The organism is Streptomyces dysideae (genome assembly GCF_001514305.1).
Taxonomy (GTDB): Bacteria; Actinomycetota; Actinomycetes; order Streptomycetales; family Streptomycetaceae; genus Streptomyces; species Streptomyces dysideae.
In genome coordinates, this window is sequence record NZ_KQ949078.1 from 391,636 (window position 1) to 408,460 (window position 16,825).

A 16,825-nucleotide genomic window follows, 5' to 3' on the forward strand; every position below is an offset into this window, starting at 1 on the left:
CGGGAGCCACGGACACAGCGTCGTGCCCGCGGCTCCCCCATCGATCACCGATTCTCCTGCGGGTGTCAGATCCCGCCCCGGTCCTCCATGTCGTGGATCCGCTCGACCAGTTGCTGCGCCAGCGTCTTGATGGTCGCCAGGCCGTCCCGGCCCCACGGGTGGGTGTCCGTGTCCACGACGCAGATCGTGCCCAGGGCCATGCCCGTCTTCCAGTCGATCAGCGGCGCGCCCATGTACGAGCGGATGCCGATCTCGTCGACGACGGGGTTCCCGGCGAACCGCGGATAGTCGCAGACGTCCTCGAGCACCAGCGCCTTCTTGCGCACGACGACATGCGGGCAGTAGCCCTGATCACGCGTCATCGTCCGGCCCACCTGGTTCTGCTGCGCCGGCTCCAGCTGCACCCCCGGCCGGCCGGCGGCGTAGAGACCGGCGAAGTACTGACGGTTCTCGTCGATGAAGTTGACCATCGAGAACGGCGCGCCGGTGACATGCGCCAGATTGCGCGCGAACTCGTCGAACTCGGGGATGGGGGCGTCCCCGATACCGAGTTCACGCAGCCGGGCGATCCGGGCCGGCGCGTCCCGGTCCTCGGGGGTCAGCAGCAGATGGCCGGTCGGGTCGTACGGGGGCTGGGAGGACTGGGTGTAGGGAACCGGGGCTGACATGCAGGCTCCATTCGGTCGCGCCGGGAGTGGCCCGGCGCAACGGGTCAGGCTCCGCGGGCGGTTGCGCCGGGAGTCGAGGCGAGCAGGTGCTGGAGGAGTGCGATCAGGACGCGGGTTCCGGAGTTGCACTGCCGCGCGTCACACATCACGACGGGTACGTCGGGCTTGAGGTCGAGAGCGGCGCGCACCTCGTCGGCCTCGTAGTGGTAGGCGCCGTCGAACTCGTTGACGGCCACGATGAAGCCGATGCCGCGCCGCTCGAAGAAGTCGACGGCGGCGAAGCAGTGGTCCAGTCTTCGGGTGTCCGCGAGGACCACGGCGCCCAGTGCCCCGTTGGACAGTTCGTCCCACATGAACCAGAACCGCTCCTGCCCGGGCGTACCGAACAGGTAGAGGACATGGTTGTCGTCCAGGGTCATCCGGCCGAAGTCCATCGCCACGGTGGTGGTCGACTTGTCCTCGATGCCCACCAGGCTGTCGGTGCGGGCGCTGACCTGGGTCAGCAGTTCCTCGGTGCTCAGCGGCTCGATCTCGCTGACGGCTCCGACGAATGTGGTCTTGCCGACCCCGAAGCCCCCGGCGATGAGGATCTTCAGGGCGGTGGGGAAGGGGTCAGAGCCGCTTGCGAAGACCATGCAGCACCGCCTCCAGGAGGTTTCGGTCGGTCGGGGAGGCCGCCTCGACGGGGCGTGGCGAGCGCAGGGCGAGTGCCTGGTGCGTCACGAGGTCGGACAGCAGAACTTTGGTGATGACGGCCGGCAGCCGCAGATGAGCGGCCACCTCGGCCACCGAGACGGGCGCGTCGCACAGGGCGAGCACCTGGTCGTAGTCGGGGCCGAGGTAGGTCTGCGGCCGGACGCCGGTGGCCATCACGAGGGTGAGCAGGTCGAAGTGCGCCGAGGGTTGGGTGCGGCCGTTACTGACGGTGTACGGCCGGACTAAGCGCCCGGCCTCGTCGTCGAGCCACGCCCCGCCCTCCGAGTGCGCCATCCTCAGCGCCCCGGATCCATCGACGCCCCGGCCTGCTGCCGGATCGGCGTGGCCAGGTACGGCCGGACGCTCTTGACCAGCATCGCCATCTCGTAGCCGAGGACGGCCGCGTCGGCCTCCCGGTCGGCCAGCACGGCCAGACAGGCGCCGGAGCCCGCCGCGCACACGAACAGCAGGGCGGTGTCCAGCTCCACCACCACCTGCCGCACGTCGGCCCCCTGGGCGAACTGCACGCCCGCGCTGCGGGCGAGCGAGTGCAGACCGGAGGCCAGGGCGGCCAGGTGTTCCGCCTCGGTCGAGGTCTCGAGGCCGTCGAAGGCCTTCGCCAGTCCGTCGGAAGACAGCAGCAGGGCGCTGCGGGTGTACGGGACCCGCTGGACGAGTCCGGCCAGGAGCCAGTCCAGATTCTTCGGCTGGCCAGCATGCATGTCGCTCACGATGGCGTCTATCTCCTTGCTACAAGTACGGAGCCCGCGGGTCAGCGAGGGCTGTCGGTGGGGGGCACGTCGGGTTCTTCGTTGTCGGCGAGGCTGACTCCGCGCCGGAAGCTGGCCATCAGTCCCGGATCATGCTCCACCTCTTGCTCATCGCCCCGGCGGGGGACGGGTCCGTTCCGGAGCTCGGGCACCAGGTTCTCCTGCGCGCGGCGCTGTGGCAGCAGTGGCCGCTCGTCCCCGGCGGCCCTGCCGGGCGTGGGCCGGTGGTCGTACGGTGCCGGGGGCGCGGCCTCCCGGGTCCGCTGGTCGTACGGCGCCGCCTCCCGGGTCCGCTGCTGCGGCGCGGGCATCGGCATCGACGCGGCCGCGGCGGCGGACCGGGCCGGCGGCAGCGGCTGCCGCAGCGTCGGCGACGGCGCCGACGACGGGGCCACGGGGTGGTGGGCGGGGGCCGCCTGTACGGCCTGGTACTGCGGGAGGGCCTGGACCGGGGGCGCCTGGGGCGGCGGGGACATCTCGGCGGCCGCCTGGGCGGGGGCGTCGGCGTGCTCGTCGCCCATCAGGCCGCGCGGGATGACCAGGACGGCCTGGACACCGCCGTAGATGTTGCTCTGCAGCCGGACCGCGATGCCGTGCCGGCGGGCCAGCGCGGACACCACGTACAGGCCGATACGGCCGTCGGCGAGCAGCTTGCTGAGGTCGATGTGGTCCGGCTCGGCGAGCAGCGCGTTGGTCCGCGCCTGCTCCTGCGGCGACATGCCGAGACCGCGGTCCTCCACCTCGACGGCCAGCCCGGCGGTCACGTGCTGGGCGCGCAGCAGCACCTGGGTGTGAGGCTCGGAGAACATCGTGGCGTTCTCGACCAGCTCGGCGAGCAGGTGGATGACGTCGGCGACGGCGTGGCCGCGCAGCGTCCCCTCGATCGGCGGCACCAGCTTGACCCTCGAGTAGTGCTCGACCTCGGCGATCGAGGACCGCAGCACCTCGGTCAGGGTCACCGGGCGGGTCCACTGCCGGCGGGACACCGAGCCGCCGAGCACGGCGACGTTCTCCGCGTGGCGGCGGATGCGGGTGGCCAGGTGGTCGACGTGGAAGAGGCCCTTGAGCAGCTCCGGGTCCTCGACCTCGTTCTCGAGCTGGTCGAGCATGTTGATCGCGCGGTGCACGAGCGACTGCAGGCGCCGGGCGAGGTTGACGAAGACCTCGACCTTCTCCTCGCTGTCCGGTGCGACGGCCCGGGAGAGCTGTGCCGCCTCGGCCACGACGTTCCGCGCCTGCCAGATGCCGACGCTCATCTCGTACGCGAGACGGCCGGGGGTGTCCGCCGGGGGCGGACCGTGGGTGAACGGAACCTGCTCCACCGGCTCGCCCTGCTCCAGCCGGCGCAGCGCGTCCTGCAGATCGGCCTGGCCCGCGGCGACGGTGCGCCGCAGCGACGCGTACTGCCGGGACACGTCCCGGTCCTCGGCCCGGCCGAAGAGCACGGCACCGGTCAGCACGGCGAAGCCGAGGACGGCGCCGCCGGTGAGTACGGCCCAGGTGGTCGCGTCGGCCGTGCCCTCCTGAGTGCGCAGGACGAAGAGGACCAGAGCGATGCCGAGGAGCCCCATGAGGCCGGCCGGAAGAACGGCCAGGCGAACCACATGGGAACGAATGGCTGAATATGACGGCCCGTCCTGAGCGGGGGGTCTGGCGTGTCTGTTACGTGCCGAGACCGTCTCGGCCACCCGACCAGGCTCCGAACGCACTGCATAGGAGGGGGTTTCGGGCATCGGAGTCCTCTCGATCAAGGAGCTGGGACGCACGGCGCGCAGCGCGGACCAACCGTCAACTCCGGCATGGAATCAGACAGTTAATAGGGCAGTCAGCCTACGCCACCCTCCTCAATCTGGCGTAATCGCAGGATCGCTGGATGGATCCCCGGCACGCCGAAACGATTTTTCGGCGCTCTTGGTGTAGAGCATCACCAAGAAACCGCCCCCCGACGCCACCCCCTCACGGGCTCTCCGGCGGCCGCAATCCCGTGCAGTTCCCGCGCCTGACCTGGTCCTTCGCGAACGCGGCCACGTACTCACGCAGCAGCACACGCTGCTCCTCCCGCTCGGTCGCCGTCGGAGGCCCGGGCGCATCCTCGCCCTCCTCCCGGGCCCGGTGGTCGTAGCTCCAGTGCGCGGCGAAGCCGGTGTTCTCGCCCTCGCACCGGGGCGACGGCCCATGACCGGTCCTCGGTCAGTGCAGGTTTCCAGACACCGCCGCCCATCGCCAGCGAATCGGGTCCCGAGCCCAACTCGCCCACGTTCGTGCCCCAGTCCCCACGCCGGCTGGTGAGTTCGACGAGCCGCCGACCCCGGGTCTTCCTCGGCCTCTCCGGCCGCGCGCAGGGTACAGCGTCCGACGACCCCGCCGTTGGCGATGGTCATACGTACCGTCCCGTCGCGTCCCTCCGCCGGGACGCGGGTGGTGGCGAGCGCGTCGCAGGCGGTGCCCTTCGCCTCCGCGCGGGGCACATACGTACCGGTGTCCGGCACCGCTCCGGCCGCCGGCGCGGGCAGCGGCTCGCACGCCTCCGAATCGCCTCCGCGCGGGGCACATACGTACCGGTGTCCGGCACCGCTCCGGCCGCCGGCGCGGGCAGCGGCTCGCACGCCTCCGAACTGCTGCACGGCATCCGGGTGGTGGCCGCCGGCGAGAGCGTGCTCGCCCCGTCCGTGACCCGTCGCCTCATCGGCCACTACGCGTCCCGGCCGGGCACCGCGATCCCGGCCGGGAGCTCCCCCGAGCCGGACAGCCTGACCGGCGGCCAACGAAACGTCCTCACCCTGGTCGCGTCCGGCCTCACCAACGCGGAGACCGGCGAGCAACTCGGCATCACCGTAGGCACCGTGAAATCCCACGCGAACGCACTGCTGCGCAAACTCGGGCTGCGCGACAGCGTCCAGAGGACGATCCCTGCGTACGACCTCGGCCTCGCCCGCCCGAACCCACCCGGCACCCACCTCTGACAGTCCCGGCGCCCCGAAGCTCCGCAGAGCGGATCAGCGGCTGCTCGTCCAGCTGTGGGCCACGTCGACCACCAGGCGGTCGGACAGCTGGAGCACCCGGAACGGCAGCCGGGCACGGACCCCGAGACCGATCTGCGTCTCGCCCTCGAAACTGCCGGCGAACCGGGTGTCCCGGAAGGTGCGGTATCCGCTGATGTCCACACCGGGCAGGGGACGGGCCACCCGCCCCGGGTACACCTGTGCGCCGCTCTCCGGGTCGTAACTCGGCGCGGCGACCCGGACTTCGAGTACGGCACCGCCGCCGACCGGGATGTAGTTGCCGGAGCCGGCCTGGTGGAGCCGGTCGACGTAGCTGACGTAGTAGCCGACGGCACCCCCGCCGGGGACGTCGAACACCATGCGGTCGAAGCAGTCGTGCCGGCCGGTCCTGATGTCCGCCAGCGGCACGCCCCCGGCGGTCACACCGCCCTTGACGCCGCTGCCCCAGCCCGTCGGGCAGACGGTGGCGCGTGTGGCGGCCGCCGGGGCGGCGCCCACGGTGCTCGCACTCGCCCCCAGCGCGGTACCCGCGAGGGCGAGTGCCGCCACTGCCGCTCCTATTCGTCGCATGTTGTCCCCCTTGGTCGTGTAAGGCCGATATTTGAATAAGACGACCGGGTATGAGGAAAGGTTGCACGCTGGCGGGACGAACGGAAGACGTAAGTCGTGAGACGTGAGACGTGAGACGTGAGACGTGAGAGACGTGAGAGAGGACGTGCCCCATGCCTGAGCTGCCGGACGTCGAGGGGTTCCGGAAGGTGCTCGAGTCCTGCGTGAAGGGGAGGGTCGTCCAGCGCGTCGAGGTGCGCGACGCGGGCGTCCTGCACGGGGTGAGCGCCCGGCGGCTGCGCGAAGCGCTGGAAGGCCGGCGTTTCACCGAGCCGGAGCGCCACGGGAAGTGGCTGCTGGCCCGTACCGGCGGTCCCACCCTCGTTCTGCACTTCGGCATGACCGGGCAACTGGTGTGCGCCCGTCCCGACGACGCGGTAGAGGCCCACGACCGCGTCCTGTTCACCGTGGCCCGTGACCGTCAGCTCCGCTACCGCGACCAGCGCAAGCTCCAGGGCCTCTGGCTGGCCGAGGAGGAGTTGGAGGTCGCGCGGCTGCTGGACGGCCAGGGGCCCGACGCGATGGCGGTGGACCGTGCGGAGTTCGAGTCCGCGCTCGCGGCCCGCCGGGGCAGCGTGAAGACGGTCCTCACCGACCAGTCCGTCCTGGCCGGGCTCGGCAACCTGCTGGCCGACGAGATCCTGTGGCGCGCCCGGCTGCGTCCCGCCAACCGGGCGAGCGATCTCACCGAGTCCGACCGCCGTCGCCTGTACACCCAGATGCGTCGCACCCTGCGCTCCGCGGTCACCGCGGGCTGCGTCCCGCCGCGCGACTCCTGGCTCACCGGCCACCGCGACGACCCCGACCCGGCCTGTCCGCGCTGCGGCACCTCCCTGCGCCGGTCCCGTATGGCCGGCCGCGGCACGGTGTGGTGCCCACGGTGCCAGCCCGACGGGGCCTGACCGCACCGCTGTCGGCCGCCGCCGGCTGCTACACCGGCGCGATCCTCACCCTCACTCTCGCCCCTGCCCAGGGGTGTGGAAGATCCGGTCGAGGTGGTGGCCCAGGACCGCGGCGGCGGACTCCGGGCCGCGCTGGCCGACGAGGATGCCGGTGCCGAGCCCGGCGGAGAGGGCGAGCAGGCCGGCGGCCTCCAGTCGCGGGTCCACGCCGGGCCGCAGCAGATCCGCCTCCCGCGCCTGCCGGAGGAGTTCGGTCACGGCGTCCTCGGCGGCGTCGGGGTTCTTGATGAAGGGCTGGGCGGCGAGTGCCTGGTCGGTCACGGCCAGCACGGCGTACGAGGTGTAGACGAAGTGGAAGGTGCGGCTCTCCTCGTCGGTCGGCAGCGCCGCCATCAGCAGCGCCTCGACCATCGCGCGCGGACCGGGGCTGTCCCCGGCGGCCCGCACCCGGGAAGTGGCCCGTTCCCCGAACCTCTCCGCCAGGTGCTCGAGGCCGAAGAGCAGCAGCTTCTCCTTGGTCTCGAAGTAGTACTGCACCAACCGCAGGGACACGCCCGCCTCCGCCGCCACATCCCGCATCCCCACGGCATGCAGCCCACGCCGCCCGGCGACCCGGACGAGCGCCTCGGCGATCTGGCTGCGCCGCTCTGCGTGGTCCACGCGCTTGGGCATCGCCGGTTCTCCGCTCGTCGAGTTTCCGCTGGCATGGCTGGTACGGCTGGTACGCCCCAGGGGCAGGCCGCATCATCGGATGACTTTGATGATACAGCCGTACCAAATCAATGGTACGTTCGTATCACGAAACCGAGCCTCCGGAGGTGGCCGTGTCCGAGACCGCTGTCCGTGCCCGAGCCGATGTCGGCCGTTATGTGAGCGATGCCTGGCGCGACCGCTACTTCGCGGCCTGCGACGCGGTGTACGCGCTGGGAGCGCCGGCGCTCGCGGAACAGGACGTGGAGACGTCGTTCGGCACCACGCACGTCTACCGCTACGGCCCCGTGGACGAGGCCGCCCGATCCCGCACCCCTGTCGTCCTGGTGCATGGGGCGGGCTCCTGCTCCGCCATGTGGTACCCGAACACCCCCGCCCTCAGCGCCGACCGCCCGGTCTACGCGATCGACACCCCGGGCGATCCCGGCCGCAGTGTGCAGCGCGAACCGATCCACCCACCGGAGCGCGCCGCACAGTGGCTGGACGAGACACTCGCCGGCCTCGGCCTCGACCGCGTACACCTCGTCGGTACCTCCTACGGCGGCTGGCTCGCCCTGAACCAGGCGCACCGCGGCCCGGGCCGCCTCGCCTCCGTCACGCTGCTCGACCCCGGCGGCCTGGAGAGGGTGGGGCTCCGCTTCTTCGTCTGGATCTTCGCCGGCCTGTTCGCGACCTTCGCCCCCAAGCCCCTCCGTCCACGACTGGCGGCCTGGCTGGAACAGCCGGTGCTCGTCGTGCCGGAACTGCGCACCATGATCAGAACGGCCGTCCGCGCCTACCGCATACGCCGCCCGGCCCCGCTCCCCCTGACCGAGGCGGAACTCTCCACCGTCCAAACCCCCCTCTATCTGGTGCTCGGCAAGCGAAGCCTCCTCGTGCGCCCGCAGCGACAGGCGGAACGTGTGCCGCGCCTGGTCCGCGGCGCCCGGGCCGAGATCATCTCCGGCACGGGCCACGGACCGCAGATCGACCACGCGGAGGAGACCAACCGACGGATGCTGACCTTCATGGCCGCCGTCGACCGCGGGCGACCGTGACCGTCAACTCTGTCGGCGCCGGTAGCGCCGCCGGCATGCGTGTGGCGCAGGTCACGGGAAGTCGGTGTGGAGTGCCGGACAGCTCATTGAGGTGAGCACTCATATGCGTACCCGGATACGGGCCGGGGACTCGAGCGCGTTCGCCGAGCTGTACGACACATACGCGCGCGCGGTCTACAACCATGCCTTCCGGCTGGCCGCCGACTGGTCGACGGCCGAGGACGTGATGGCCGCGACCTTCATGGAGGCCTGGCGGCTGCGCGACAAGGTCGATCCGGAGGGCGGTTCCCTGCGGCCGTGGCTGCTGGGCATCGCCACCAACACGGCGCGCAACCAGTTCCGGAGCAACCGGCGGTACCGGGCGGCGGCGGAGGCGGCCGCGGCGGCCGAACTGTCGGTGCCCGACCATGCCGACGCGGTGGCCGACCGGCTCGACGACCGACAGCGCCTCGCCACGGCACTCACCGCGCTCGCGGCGCTGCGCCGACCGGAACGCGAGGTCATCGCGCTCTGCCTGGGGGAGGGCCTGGACTACGAGGCCGCGGCGGAGGCGCTCGGCATTCCGGTCGGCACGGTCGCGTCCCGGCTCTCCCGCGCCCGCAAGAAGCTCCGCAAGGTTTCCGGGGTCGAAGAAAGTCTCGGGAAACGGGAAGTCGCCCGCCCCGGCCGACAGACAAGAGGCGATCACGCACACGCGATCCGGCCCGCACAGGAAGGAAACCGATGAACGCGGACACGTCCCGGCAGAACGCTGCCGAGTGGGAAGAAGGCGCACAGCTCTTCGACCGGACGACGCGCGACCTGCCGCCGGGCCGTCACCAGTTCCACAAGGAGCGCATGATGGCCCAGATTCACGAGGCACAGCAGGCACAGCAGGCACAGGAGCGACCGGCGGTACCGGCAAAGGCCGTCCGGCGCCTCCGGCTGCCGCGCCCCGCGATCACCCTGCCCGCGCTGGCCGCCGCCCTCGCCGGGGTGGTCGTCGCCGGGGTGGTCACGTCCGGCGGCGGCAACGGCGACGGCGGCGTCGCCACCGGACCGGCCCTGACCACCACCGTCGGCGTCGCGACCACCAAGGGCGTACCGCAGCTGCTCGACCGGATCGCGCTGGCCGCCGCCGAGTCGGACCATCCGGCCGTCAAGCCCGGCCAGTACATCTACATCGAGTCCAGGTCGGCCGACACCTTCATCAAGACGGTCGACGACAAGAGCACCCTGGCCAGCCACGCACTGCACCGCCGCCAGGTGTGGGAGTCGCCGGACGGCACCAAGGGCTGGCTGATCGACGCCGCGGTCAACGACAGCAGCGAGGGCGAGACCCTGAGCCTCCCCGACGAGCAGGGCAACACGCCCGAGGCATACCTGAACGCTCCGTCGTACGCCTACCTGGCCAAGCTGACCACCGACCCCGACGCCCTCCTGGCCAAGATCTACAAGGAGACCAAGGGGGCCGGCAACTCCCCCGACCAGCAGGCGTTCACCACCATCGGCGACCTGCTCGGCGAGAGCTACCCCCCGGCCGAGCTGTACTCGGCCCTGTTCAAGGCCGCCGCGAAGATCCCGGGTGTCGTCGTGGTCGACGACGCGGTGGACGCGGTGGGCCGGCGCGGCGTGGCGGTGGCCCGGCTGGACGAGACCAGCGGTCAGCGCGAGGAGTGGATCTTCGACAGGAAGACCCATGTCTTCCTGGGCGAACGCTCGGTCCAGGTGAACAAGAACAGCGGAGTGGACGCCCTGATCAAGCCCGGCACGGTCACGTACACCTCTGCCATCATGACCCGCGCCATCGTCGACGGCATCAAGCAGACCCCGTCACAGGCCGGTTGACGGGCAGGGGCCCGCACCGTGTGCTGTCGGTGCGGGCCCCTGTGACGGGAGTGATATTCCGCTCCTCAATTGTCACTGCCATGCCATACGCAGCACGACGCGCTCACTGGCCTCCGGTGTACTCGAAGATGTAGAGCCCGTGGTCACGGTCGGAGGCGGCGACGTACTCCTTGCCGCCGGACTCGAAGACCTGGGCGCCCCAGAAGTTGTTGCCGCTCTCGTCGATGTAGTGGCCCACCTCGACGATCTCGTTGTCGACGATCTTCGCGACGCGCAGTCCGGCCGCGTAGTACGAGAAGTAGAGCAGGTCGGCCCGCTTCTCGGAGACGGCCACCTCGTGGATGGAGAGGTCGCCGGAGCCCGACGCGAGGGCCGGGTCGTGCGCCTCGGGAACGGCGTAGGTGTCCAGCTCGGTGAGCTTGCCGCTCTCGTTGCGGTAGAGGTGCGCGTAGCCCCAGCCGTCGAAGTACGACGAGAAGGTCAGCCGGTCGCCCTTGGTGCCGAGCGCGACAGGGAGCTGTGCCGGGCCGGTCCCGGCGACGCAGGCCGCGTCGTCGTAGGGCTGGCCGAAGAGGGCGAAGCCCTGGCCGCGCGGTGCGACGCCGAAGGTCGGGATGTCGCCCTCGACGCTCATGCCGAGCGTCTGGTCGCAGGCGTCCGTGCCGGTGCGGTTGAAGACGAGTACGGCGTCGTAGCCGCCCGCGGCGATGACGTTCGTGACCTTCTCGGTGAAGGTGCACACGCCACGCTCGACGACGGCGATGTCCACGGCGTTCGGGTCACCGGCGGGGACCGCCGGGTCGCCGATGCAGGCCTGGCCCACGAAGACGGAATCGCCCGTGATGGTCTGCCCCTCCTCCAGGCGCGTGGTGTTGCTGCCCTGACTCGCCGTGAGCTCCGTGTCGTCGGTGAGGTTGCGGGCGGTCAGCGCGTACGGACCGAAGTCCTCGTCGGCGCCGACGACGTACTGGTTGTCGAGGGTGAACTCGGCCTGGTGGGCGTTGCCTTCGGGCGCGACCTCGAATCCGCTCTCCAGCGCCTCGGGGTCGAGTGCGGCGAAGTCGGTGTCGCCGAGGTAGGTGGCCTTCCTCGGGTCGGTCACGTCGAGGGTGACGTAGCCGCCGTCCCAGTAGGAGGCGAGCATGATCTGCCGGCCGCCGATCTCCTTGACGACCATGTCGTGCAGGAAGATCTCACTGAGGTTGGCCGGCGCGTCCTGGACGATCTGCGGGAACGCCTCGTCGAGGTCGTACTCCGCGATGACCTTCGCCTTCTTCGGGTTGGTGATGTCGACGATGTCGACGTCCGGGCCCTCGTCGTTGTCGACGATGACCGCGTACGCCTTGTCGCCCGCGTCCCAGGCGTAGACGCTGTGGATCTCGTTGGCGTCCTTCTTGCCCTGACCTGCGACCGTGAAGTCGCCGACGCCCTCCGCCAACGGGGTCGGGTGGGCCGGGTCGCTGACGTCGTAGAGGTTCATGCCGCCGAAGCCGGCGGGCTCCTTGCACTTCTCGTTGTTGCTGACGAGCACGTCCCCGTCGAAGTACGGGGTGTCGATGTGCAGGGTCTGGATGCCCTCGCCCGGTGCGCTGCCCTCCTTCGCCTGGATGAAGGCGACCTCCTTGGGCGCGGCCGGCTTGCGGATGTCGACGACGTGCACGCCGTTGTACTTGCAGGTCGCGCCGCCCCAGGCGGCGAGGTAGGCGTACCCCTTGAACACGCCGACGTCGGCGATCTTCTCGGGCTCGACGTTCTTCAGGCCGAGCTTGCTGACGAGGCGGACGTTCTCGCTTCCGGCGGGGAGATGGCCCTCGTCACCACCGTGCTGGTGGCTGTGGTGATCGTGTGTGGCCTTGGCGTTGTCGATACCGCCGTCGTCGGCGGAGACACCGTCATGTGCGTGGGCGACACCGGCGAAGGTACCGGCGACGAGGCCCACCGCGGCGAGACAACTCGCGGCGCGTACGCGGGTTCTCGCTCTGCCCATGGCTCTTCCCATGGCTCTCCTTGGTCTGAGAGTGAAGAGGGCGCGGGGGGCAGCGAGGGGAACGTACTCTGTGTCCCGCCTGTGTGGAAAGGGTTGCGGAGCCGCGTTAACGTGATCGTATTCACCGGCTGCTTCGGCTGGGGCGCCGACGGACGGCTGGGCCTGCTTCCCCAGGAGAACGGCCCCAGCGCCGACGGACACGAGATCTTCGCCGAGCGCGGGATCCGCCGCTGCCTCCGCGAGCCCATGGTCTGCAGCGCCCTCGAACCGGCCGACCTGGCAGGCCTGGAGCGGATCTGCGAGCGCCTTCCGCAGCTCGTACCGGCGGCCCCGAGCGTGCTCGACCACGGCGACCTCTGGTGCGGCAGCGTCGTCGCGGACCCGGCCGGCGAACCCGTGTTCATCGACCCGGCGGTGGGCTGGACGTGGGCCGAGTCCGACTTCAGCATGACGTACTGCTGCGCCCCCTTGCCGGACCGCTTCTTCCGCGCATACGAGGAGATCTCCCCCTGTCCGACGGCTGGCGGGACCGCATGCCCCTGCCGCACGGTCCGGGACGTCGTCCCGTACCTTTTCCTGCCCCGGAACCAGACCGTCGACGGGGAGGGCCCACCCGCTTCTCGCGGATCCTGATTACGCGGTGCGCAGCTCCCGGCTGCTCCTCCGCGTCTCTCTGTACGGGCCCTCCCCGTCCCCTTCAGGACACCATGGCGCCGCTGGGCCCAGAAGGGCCGTGCGGCCCTTCGACCGGGGCCGGTCGGGGGCACGTGCCGCCGCCCCCGCGCCCGCGGAACCCTGTACGTCACTTCGTCGTACCTTCGGGGAGAGGGAAGGGCATCTCGCGCCCAACACGGCCTCACCGGCAGAGAGTTGACGATGTGCGCACAGGGCGCGTGGTGCGGACGCCGGTGGTGACGCTGCTGGAGGAGGAGTTCGACGCCGCCGCCGACCTGTTCCGCGTGATCTGAACGGGCCTGCTCCACGGTCGGTCGACCGGTGCGCGTATGCGGAATCGAGACCGTCGTATGCCCCTCCCTCCTGCAACCCCGGAGCTGCCCCGTGTGTCCAGGAACGGGGCGGCGGCCGGATGCCGGCGGTCGCGCTCTCTGCCGCAGGTCGTGACAGAGGCTTCAGCAGACGGGAAGAGGACTCGCCATGCTTGATCTCAGAGGTGTGTCGGTGATGGCGATGGTGGTGGGGATCGTGGTGCTGACAGGGTGCGAGGATCCGGCAGGTTCGCACGCCGGCTCGGGCGCCCCCTCCTCGTCGCCTTCCGTGACTGCCTCTGCGCCGGCAGACCCTCCTCCGCCCGTCCCTGCCGACACCACGCCCACGCCCACACCCACGCCGCCGCGCATCCCTGCCGCCCCGACCGGGGCCACGACACCCCCCACTCGCGTCGGAAACCCCACCTCCGCAGACCCCTCCAGCTGCCACAACCTGACCGCCACCAACGCGGTGAAGGCCGCGGTGACGGCGGCATACCAGCGCAGCTTCCCCCGCTTCGCCCACATCCAGCCGGTGCCGCGGCAGTTCTTCTACGGCCAGTGCGGCGGCGTCCGCTACGCGGCCACCCGTTTCGAGTCGACCCCCGGTGCCACGCACGAGCAACTCGTGGGCATGCAGGACGAGGGCAGCGCCACCAAGTACTTCCGGAGCACGTCCGCAGGCAGCTGGAGCTACCTCGCCAGTGACGGCTCCCCCCGTGGGCCGCATGGCTGCGGCGATGTCCCGCAGATTCCCGAGACCCTGGCCGCGGCCTGGGGGAACTGCTCAGTCGGGTAGCCGAGCTCGCGAAAACGGGGCCCGTCACGCCGGGCCCGGTGGCGGGCTGCGGTACCTGTGCAGTCCGGCCGCGCGGAGACTTCCGGATTCCGGCAGTGACGGCGGACCGTGCGCGGGGGCAGACTTCGCGCCGGGGAAGCGCGGAAAGGGAGCGGGACGTGGCAGTTTTCCTGTGGTGCTGGATCGGCCTGTTCACAGCGGTACTGCTGCCTCTCGGCATCGCCATGCTCCGTGGCTGGGCACCGAAGAGGGCCCGCAGGCAGTGGTCCCCGGCGCGGATCCGAGTGCAGGGGGTCGCCGTGCTCGTGCTGTACGTGGGCGGCCTGGTGCGGGCGGTGGCCGAACTGGCGGGCATGCCCAGCGAGGCAGCCGACCTCCTGCTCTTCGCGACCGGGCCTCAGCTGGTGTTCCTGAGCCTGGGACTGCAGGGCGGCGCGGCCCTGACCGACTGGTTCGGCCGACGGACCCAGCCCCGGCCATTCGGCTCCCCACCTCCGGAAGGCGAGGCGTCACGGTGCTGAAGAGCCGGGTGAGAGCGAAGTACGCGCACCAGTTCAGGTCTCCCGCGGCGGCCCGGCGACGGGCACGCCGTTGGACCGCCTTCGCCGGAGCGCTCGTCGCGTCGCCCTACGTCGCGCTCGCCGCGGCGGCTGTCGGCCTGTTTCCCGCCGGGGTGGCGATCGTGTTGGCGCTGACCGCCGGACCGGCCGGACTCCTGCTGGTCACGGAACTGAACACGGAGCTGCCGCCCCAGCGCCGCTCCGGAAACCGTATGACCGCGCGGACGCTGACCGGTGAGCGCACCGTGGATCTGTCCCGGATCGAGCGGGTGCGGCTGCTGACCCACTTCTCCACCGGCGGTGTCTCGGAACGCGTCCTGCTGGTGCGCGACGCCTACGGCATGTCTCTCGGCCTCACCACTCCGGCCTCCCACAGGGCGCTGCGCCGAGCCCTCGAACGCCTGCCCAGGCACGGCCCCCGGCCACGGGCGAGCAGCGCGGCGCTGGCTCATCTCGGCATGGTCTCCGCCCCTGGCCGGCTCGCCGTCCACACCGTCGTTGTCTGGCTGGCCACGGTGCTCGGGCTCTGCGGTTACGTGACCGCCGTACTCGCACTTGCCACCTGACGAAAGAGAAGGACCGGACTCGTCACCAAGAGGTGAGCGCCCAGGGCACCTGGTGCGCGTCACCCCCGGTCGGCCACGAGCGACCAGACCTCCGGGCCGCCGCTTGCTGGAGCACCCCCGGCGCTGCACGTGCCAGGCACTTGTAGCGCGGACGGCGTTCATGTGTCACACGAAGATGCTGTTTACCTGGGGTGTAGGCATGTGGCACTCATTCAGGCGTTACAGATTATTGACGTCCGTCTTTCATTTGACACATACTGCCCGAGCGCCGGTGGCGTACCCCAGAGAAACCGCACAGGGTGGTGATGGCGATGAAGCCAGCAGACGTCCGTTCCGGAAGTGCCAGAAGTTCCAGAAGCCGCAGCGAACTCACGGTCCTGGGACTGTGTTTCGCGGTGATCTTGTTCGACGGTTACGACCTCATCGTCTACGGGGCCGTGGTGCCGACCCTGCTGCGTTACGAGCCCTGGGGCCTGACGCCGACCGAGGCCGGGCTGATCGGCAGCTACGCCCTCGTCGGGATGCTGGTCGGCGCGCTGGTCGCGGGCGCGGTGACCGACCTGGTCGGCAGGCGGAAGGTGCTGCTGGTCAGCGTGAGCTGGTTCTCGCTGACCATGGCGGCCTGCGCGATGGCGCCGAGCGCCGAGATCTTCGGCCTGTTCCGCCTGCTCGGCGGGCTCGGCCTCGGTGGCGTGATGCCCACCGCGATCGCCCTGACCGCCGAGTACTCGGCCGCGCACCGGCGGAGCCTCAACAACGCTCTGATGTTCTCCGGCTATTCGGTGGGCGGGATCCTGTCCGCCGTACTGGCCCTGGCGCTGGTCCCTGCGTTCGGCTTCCGGATCATGTTCTGGCTCGGCGCGCTGCCGCTCGTGACCGTCGTCCCCCTGCTCTGGCGATTCCTGCCGGAGTCCGTGAGCTACCTCGTCGCCAAGGGCCGTACGGAGGAAGCCGCGCGGGTGGCCGCCCAGGTGGGCGCACGGGTGCCGGAGAGGCCGGAGGGATCGGCGGGGCCGGCGGGGAAGAGCGCTGTCGCGGCCCTGTTCACCAGGCGCCACCTCGTGCCCGCCGTGCTGTTCGCGGTCACCAGCTTCTTCGGGCTGTTGCTCGTGTACGGGCTCAACACCTGGCTGCCGCAGATCATGAAGTCGGCGGGATATCCGCTGTCCAGTTCGCTGCTGTTCCTGGTGACGATGAACGCGGGCGCGGCCGTCGGTTCCGTCCTGGTGGCGCCGATCGGCGACAGGCTGGGCATGAAGCCGGTCACCGTCGTCACGTTCGTGTCCGCCGCCGTCTCCATCTACCTGCTGAGCTCGCCCATGGCGGCGCCGGTGATGTACGCGCTGGTGGCGGTCGCCGGGTTCGGCACCATCGGCACCCAGATCATGGTCAACGCGTACGTCGCCATGCACTTCCCGCCCGAGGTCCGCGCGACCGCGCTGGGCTGGACGCTGGGCATCGGGCGGCTCGGCGCGGTGGTCGGTCCGACCTTCGGCGGCATTCTGCTCGCGTCCGACCTGGCCGTGGAGTGGAACTTCTACGCCTTCGCCATACCGGCGGCGGCCGGGGCGCTCGTGGTGTTCCTGCTCCCGAAGGGCACCCGTGCCGCTGCTCCCGCGCCGGCCGCGGTGGCCGTACGAGTCTGAGCGGCCGAGGGCACGCCGCCCCCACCCACCGAGCCGGTGAACAGACGGCCGGTGAACAC

General features: G+C 70.8%; 17 protein-coding genes and 1 pseudogene. 10 read left to right on the forward strand and 8 right to left on the reverse strand.

Features of this window, described 5'->3' with window-relative positions:
• Nucleotides 1–65: 65 nt before the first annotated feature.
• The 5 genes from AQJ91_RS10195 to AQJ91_RS10215 are packed head-to-tail and all read right to left on the reverse strand — an operon-like array spanning nucleotide 66 to nucleotide 3,705.
• Nucleotides 66–668 (reverse strand): GAF domain-containing protein, encoded by a 603-nt coding sequence (locus AQJ91_RS10195; RefSeq protein ID WP_067018641.1) that lies wholly within the window; start codon nucleotides 666–668, stop codon nucleotides 66–68.
• Between the two features lie 44 nt (nucleotides 669–712).
• The gene (locus AQJ91_RS10200; RefSeq protein ID WP_067018643.1) at nucleotides 713–1,303 is read right to left on the reverse strand and encodes a GTP-binding protein; all 591 of its coding nucleotides are present in this window, start codon (nucleotides 1,301–1,303) and stop codon (nucleotides 713–715) included.
• The gene (locus AQJ91_RS10205) at nucleotides 1,281–1,658 is read right to left on the reverse strand and encodes a DUF742 domain-containing protein (RefSeq protein WP_067018645.1); all 378 of its coding nucleotides are present in this window, start codon (nucleotides 1,656–1,658) and stop codon (nucleotides 1,281–1,283) included. The genes AQJ91_RS10200 and AQJ91_RS10205 overlap by 23 nt, the downstream gene beginning before the upstream one ends.
• A gap of 2 nt (nucleotides 1,659–1,660) precedes the next feature.
• Entirely contained in the window at nucleotides 1,661–2,098 is a 438-nt protein-coding gene (locus AQJ91_RS10210; protein WP_067018647.1) for a roadblock/LC7 domain-containing protein, read from the reverse strand.
• 38 nt (nucleotides 2,099–2,136) lie between these two features.
• Nucleotides 2,137–3,705 (reverse strand): sensor histidine kinase, encoded by a 1,569-nt coding sequence (locus AQJ91_RS10215; protein ID WP_159054523.1) that lies wholly within the window; start codon nucleotides 3,703–3,705, stop codon nucleotides 2,137–2,139.
• A 1,032-nt stretch (nucleotides 3,706–4,737) separates the two neighbouring features.
• Here AQJ91_RS10215 and AQJ91_RS10220 point away from each other — a divergent pair.
• Nucleotides 4,738–5,097 (forward strand): annotated as a pseudogene (locus AQJ91_RS10220) (LuxR C-terminal-related transcriptional regulator); the annotation flags it as partial.
• A gap of 33 nt (nucleotides 5,098–5,130) precedes the next feature.
• Here the strand turns inward: AQJ91_RS10220 and AQJ91_RS10225 are convergent.
• Entirely contained in the window at nucleotides 5,131–5,706 is a 576-nt protein-coding gene (locus AQJ91_RS10225; protein WP_067018651.1) for an AMIN-like domain-containing (lipo)protein, read from the reverse strand.
• 152 nt (nucleotides 5,707–5,858) lie between these two features.
• Here AQJ91_RS10225 and AQJ91_RS10230 point away from each other — a divergent pair, with 152 nt between their 5' ends.
• Nucleotides 5,859–6,647, forward strand: coding sequence for an Fpg/Nei family DNA glycosylase (locus tag AQJ91_RS10230; protein WP_067018653.1), 789 nt, complete (start codon nucleotides 5,859–5,861; stop codon nucleotides 6,645–6,647).
• A 51-nt stretch (nucleotides 6,648–6,698) separates the two neighbouring features.
• Here the strand turns inward: AQJ91_RS10230 and AQJ91_RS10235 are convergent, their stop codons facing one another.
• Nucleotides 6,699–7,319, reverse strand: a complete 621-nt coding sequence (locus AQJ91_RS10235) for a TetR/AcrR family transcriptional regulator (RefSeq protein ID WP_067018655.1) — start codon at nucleotides 7,317–7,319, stop codon at nucleotides 6,699–6,701.
• Nucleotides 7,320–7,471: 152 nt separating this feature from the next.
• Between AQJ91_RS10235 and AQJ91_RS10240 the strand changes: the two genes are divergently transcribed.
• The 3 genes from AQJ91_RS10240 (at nucleotide 7,472) to AQJ91_RS10250 (ending at nucleotide 10,222) form a co-directional block, all read left to right on the forward strand.
• Nucleotides 7,472–8,395 carry an alpha/beta fold hydrolase gene (locus AQJ91_RS10240; protein ID WP_407696839.1) on the forward strand — a complete coding sequence of 308 codons (924 nt, stop codon included), beginning with the start codon at nucleotides 7,472–7,474 and terminating at the stop codon, nucleotides 8,393–8,395.
• Between the two features lie 103 nt (nucleotides 8,396–8,498).
• Nucleotides 8,499–9,122 (forward strand): RNA polymerase sigma factor, encoded by a 624-nt coding sequence (locus AQJ91_RS10245; RefSeq protein WP_067018659.1) that lies wholly within the window; start codon nucleotides 8,499–8,501, stop codon nucleotides 9,120–9,122.
• On the forward strand, nucleotides 9,119–10,222 hold the full coding sequence (locus AQJ91_RS10250) for a CU044_5270 family protein (protein ID WP_067018661.1): 1,104 nt from the start codon (nucleotides 9,119–9,121) through the stop codon (nucleotides 10,220–10,222). The genes AQJ91_RS10245 and AQJ91_RS10250 overlap by 4 nt, the downstream gene beginning before the upstream one ends.
• A 103-nt stretch (nucleotides 10,223–10,325) precedes the next feature.
• On the opposite strand, the gene AQJ91_RS10255 is transcribed toward AQJ91_RS10250, so the two are convergent.
• Nucleotides 10,326–12,209 (reverse strand): PA domain-containing protein, encoded by a 1,884-nt coding sequence (locus tag AQJ91_RS10255; RefSeq protein WP_199847887.1) that lies wholly within the window; start codon nucleotides 12,207–12,209, stop codon nucleotides 10,326–10,328.
• 111 nt (nucleotides 12,210–12,320) lie between these two features.
• On the opposite strand from AQJ91_RS10255, the gene AQJ91_RS54370 reads away from it, so the two are divergent.
• The 5 genes from AQJ91_RS54370 to AQJ91_RS10280 all read left to right on the forward strand — a co-directional run bounded on the left by AQJ91_RS54370 (nucleotide 12,321) and on the right by AQJ91_RS10280 (nucleotide 16,766).
• Nucleotides 12,321–12,842 carry a fructosamine kinase family protein gene (locus AQJ91_RS54370; protein ID WP_067018665.1) on the forward strand — a complete coding sequence of 174 codons (522 nt, stop codon included), beginning with the start codon at nucleotides 12,321–12,323 and terminating at the stop codon, nucleotides 12,840–12,842.
• A 522-nt stretch (nucleotides 12,843–13,364) separates the two neighbouring features.
• Entirely contained in the window at nucleotides 13,365–13,994 is a 630-nt protein-coding gene (locus AQJ91_RS53455) for a hypothetical protein (protein WP_159054524.1), read from the forward strand.
• A gap of 158 nt (nucleotides 13,995–14,152) precedes the next feature.
• Nucleotides 14,153–14,515, forward strand: coding sequence for a hypothetical protein (locus AQJ91_RS10270; RefSeq protein WP_067018669.1), 363 nt, complete (start codon nucleotides 14,153–14,155; stop codon nucleotides 14,513–14,515).
• 8 nt (nucleotides 14,516–14,523) lie between these two features.
• Complete coding sequence (locus AQJ91_RS10275) at nucleotides 14,524–15,120, forward strand: hypothetical protein (RefSeq protein ID WP_067018796.1); 597 nt, start codon at nucleotides 14,524–14,526, stop codon at nucleotides 15,118–15,120.
• Nucleotides 15,121–15,515: 395 nt separating this feature from the next.
• Nucleotides 15,516–16,766: an MFS transporter gene (locus AQJ91_RS10280; RefSeq protein ID WP_199847888.1), complete on the forward strand. Its 1,251-nt coding sequence runs from the start codon at nucleotides 15,516–15,518 to the stop codon at nucleotides 16,764–16,766.
• Nucleotides 16,767–16,825: the final 59 nt, after the last annotated feature.

Coding starts and splice junctions, on each gene's coding strand:
- AQJ91_RS10195 (WP_067018641.1), bottom strand. CDS start 668: ATGTCAGCCCCGGTTCCCTACACCCAGTCCTCCCAGCCCCCGTACGAC.
- AQJ91_RS10200 (WP_067018643.1), bottom strand. CDS start 1,303: ATGGTCTTCGCAAGCGGCTCTGACCCCTTCCCCACCGCCCTGAAGATC.
- AQJ91_RS10205 (WP_067018645.1), bottom strand. CDS start 1,658: ATGGCGCACTCGGAGGGCGGGGCGTGGCTCGACGACGAGGCCGGGCGC.
- AQJ91_RS10215 (WP_159054523.1), bottom strand. CDS start 3,705: ATGGGGCTCCTCGGCATCGCTCTGGTCCTCTTCGTCCTGCGCACTCAG.
- AQJ91_RS10225 (WP_067018651.1), bottom strand. CDS start 5,706: ATGCGACGAATAGGAGCGGCAGTGGCGGCACTCGCCCTCGCGGGTACC.
- AQJ91_RS10230 (WP_067018653.1), top strand. CDS start 5,859: ATGCCTGAGCTGCCGGACGTCGAGGGGTTCCGGAAGGTGCTCGAGTCC.
- AQJ91_RS10235 (WP_067018655.1), bottom strand. CDS start 7,319: ATGCCCAAGCGCGTGGACCACGCAGAGCGGCGCAGCCAGATCGCCGAG.
- AQJ91_RS10245 (WP_067018659.1), top strand. CDS start 8,499: ATGCGTACCCGGATACGGGCCGGGGACTCGAGCGCGTTCGCCGAGCTG.
- AQJ91_RS10250 (WP_067018661.1), top strand. CDS start 9,119: ATGAACGCGGACACGTCCCGGCAGAACGCTGCCGAGTGGGAAGAAGGC.
- AQJ91_RS10255 (WP_199847887.1), bottom strand. CDS start 12,209: ATGGGCAGAGCGAGAACCCGCGTACGCGCCGCGAGTTGTCTCGCCGCG.
- AQJ91_RS53455 (WP_159054524.1), top strand. CDS start 13,365: ATGCTTGATCTCAGAGGTGTGTCGGTGATGGCGATGGTGGTGGGGATC.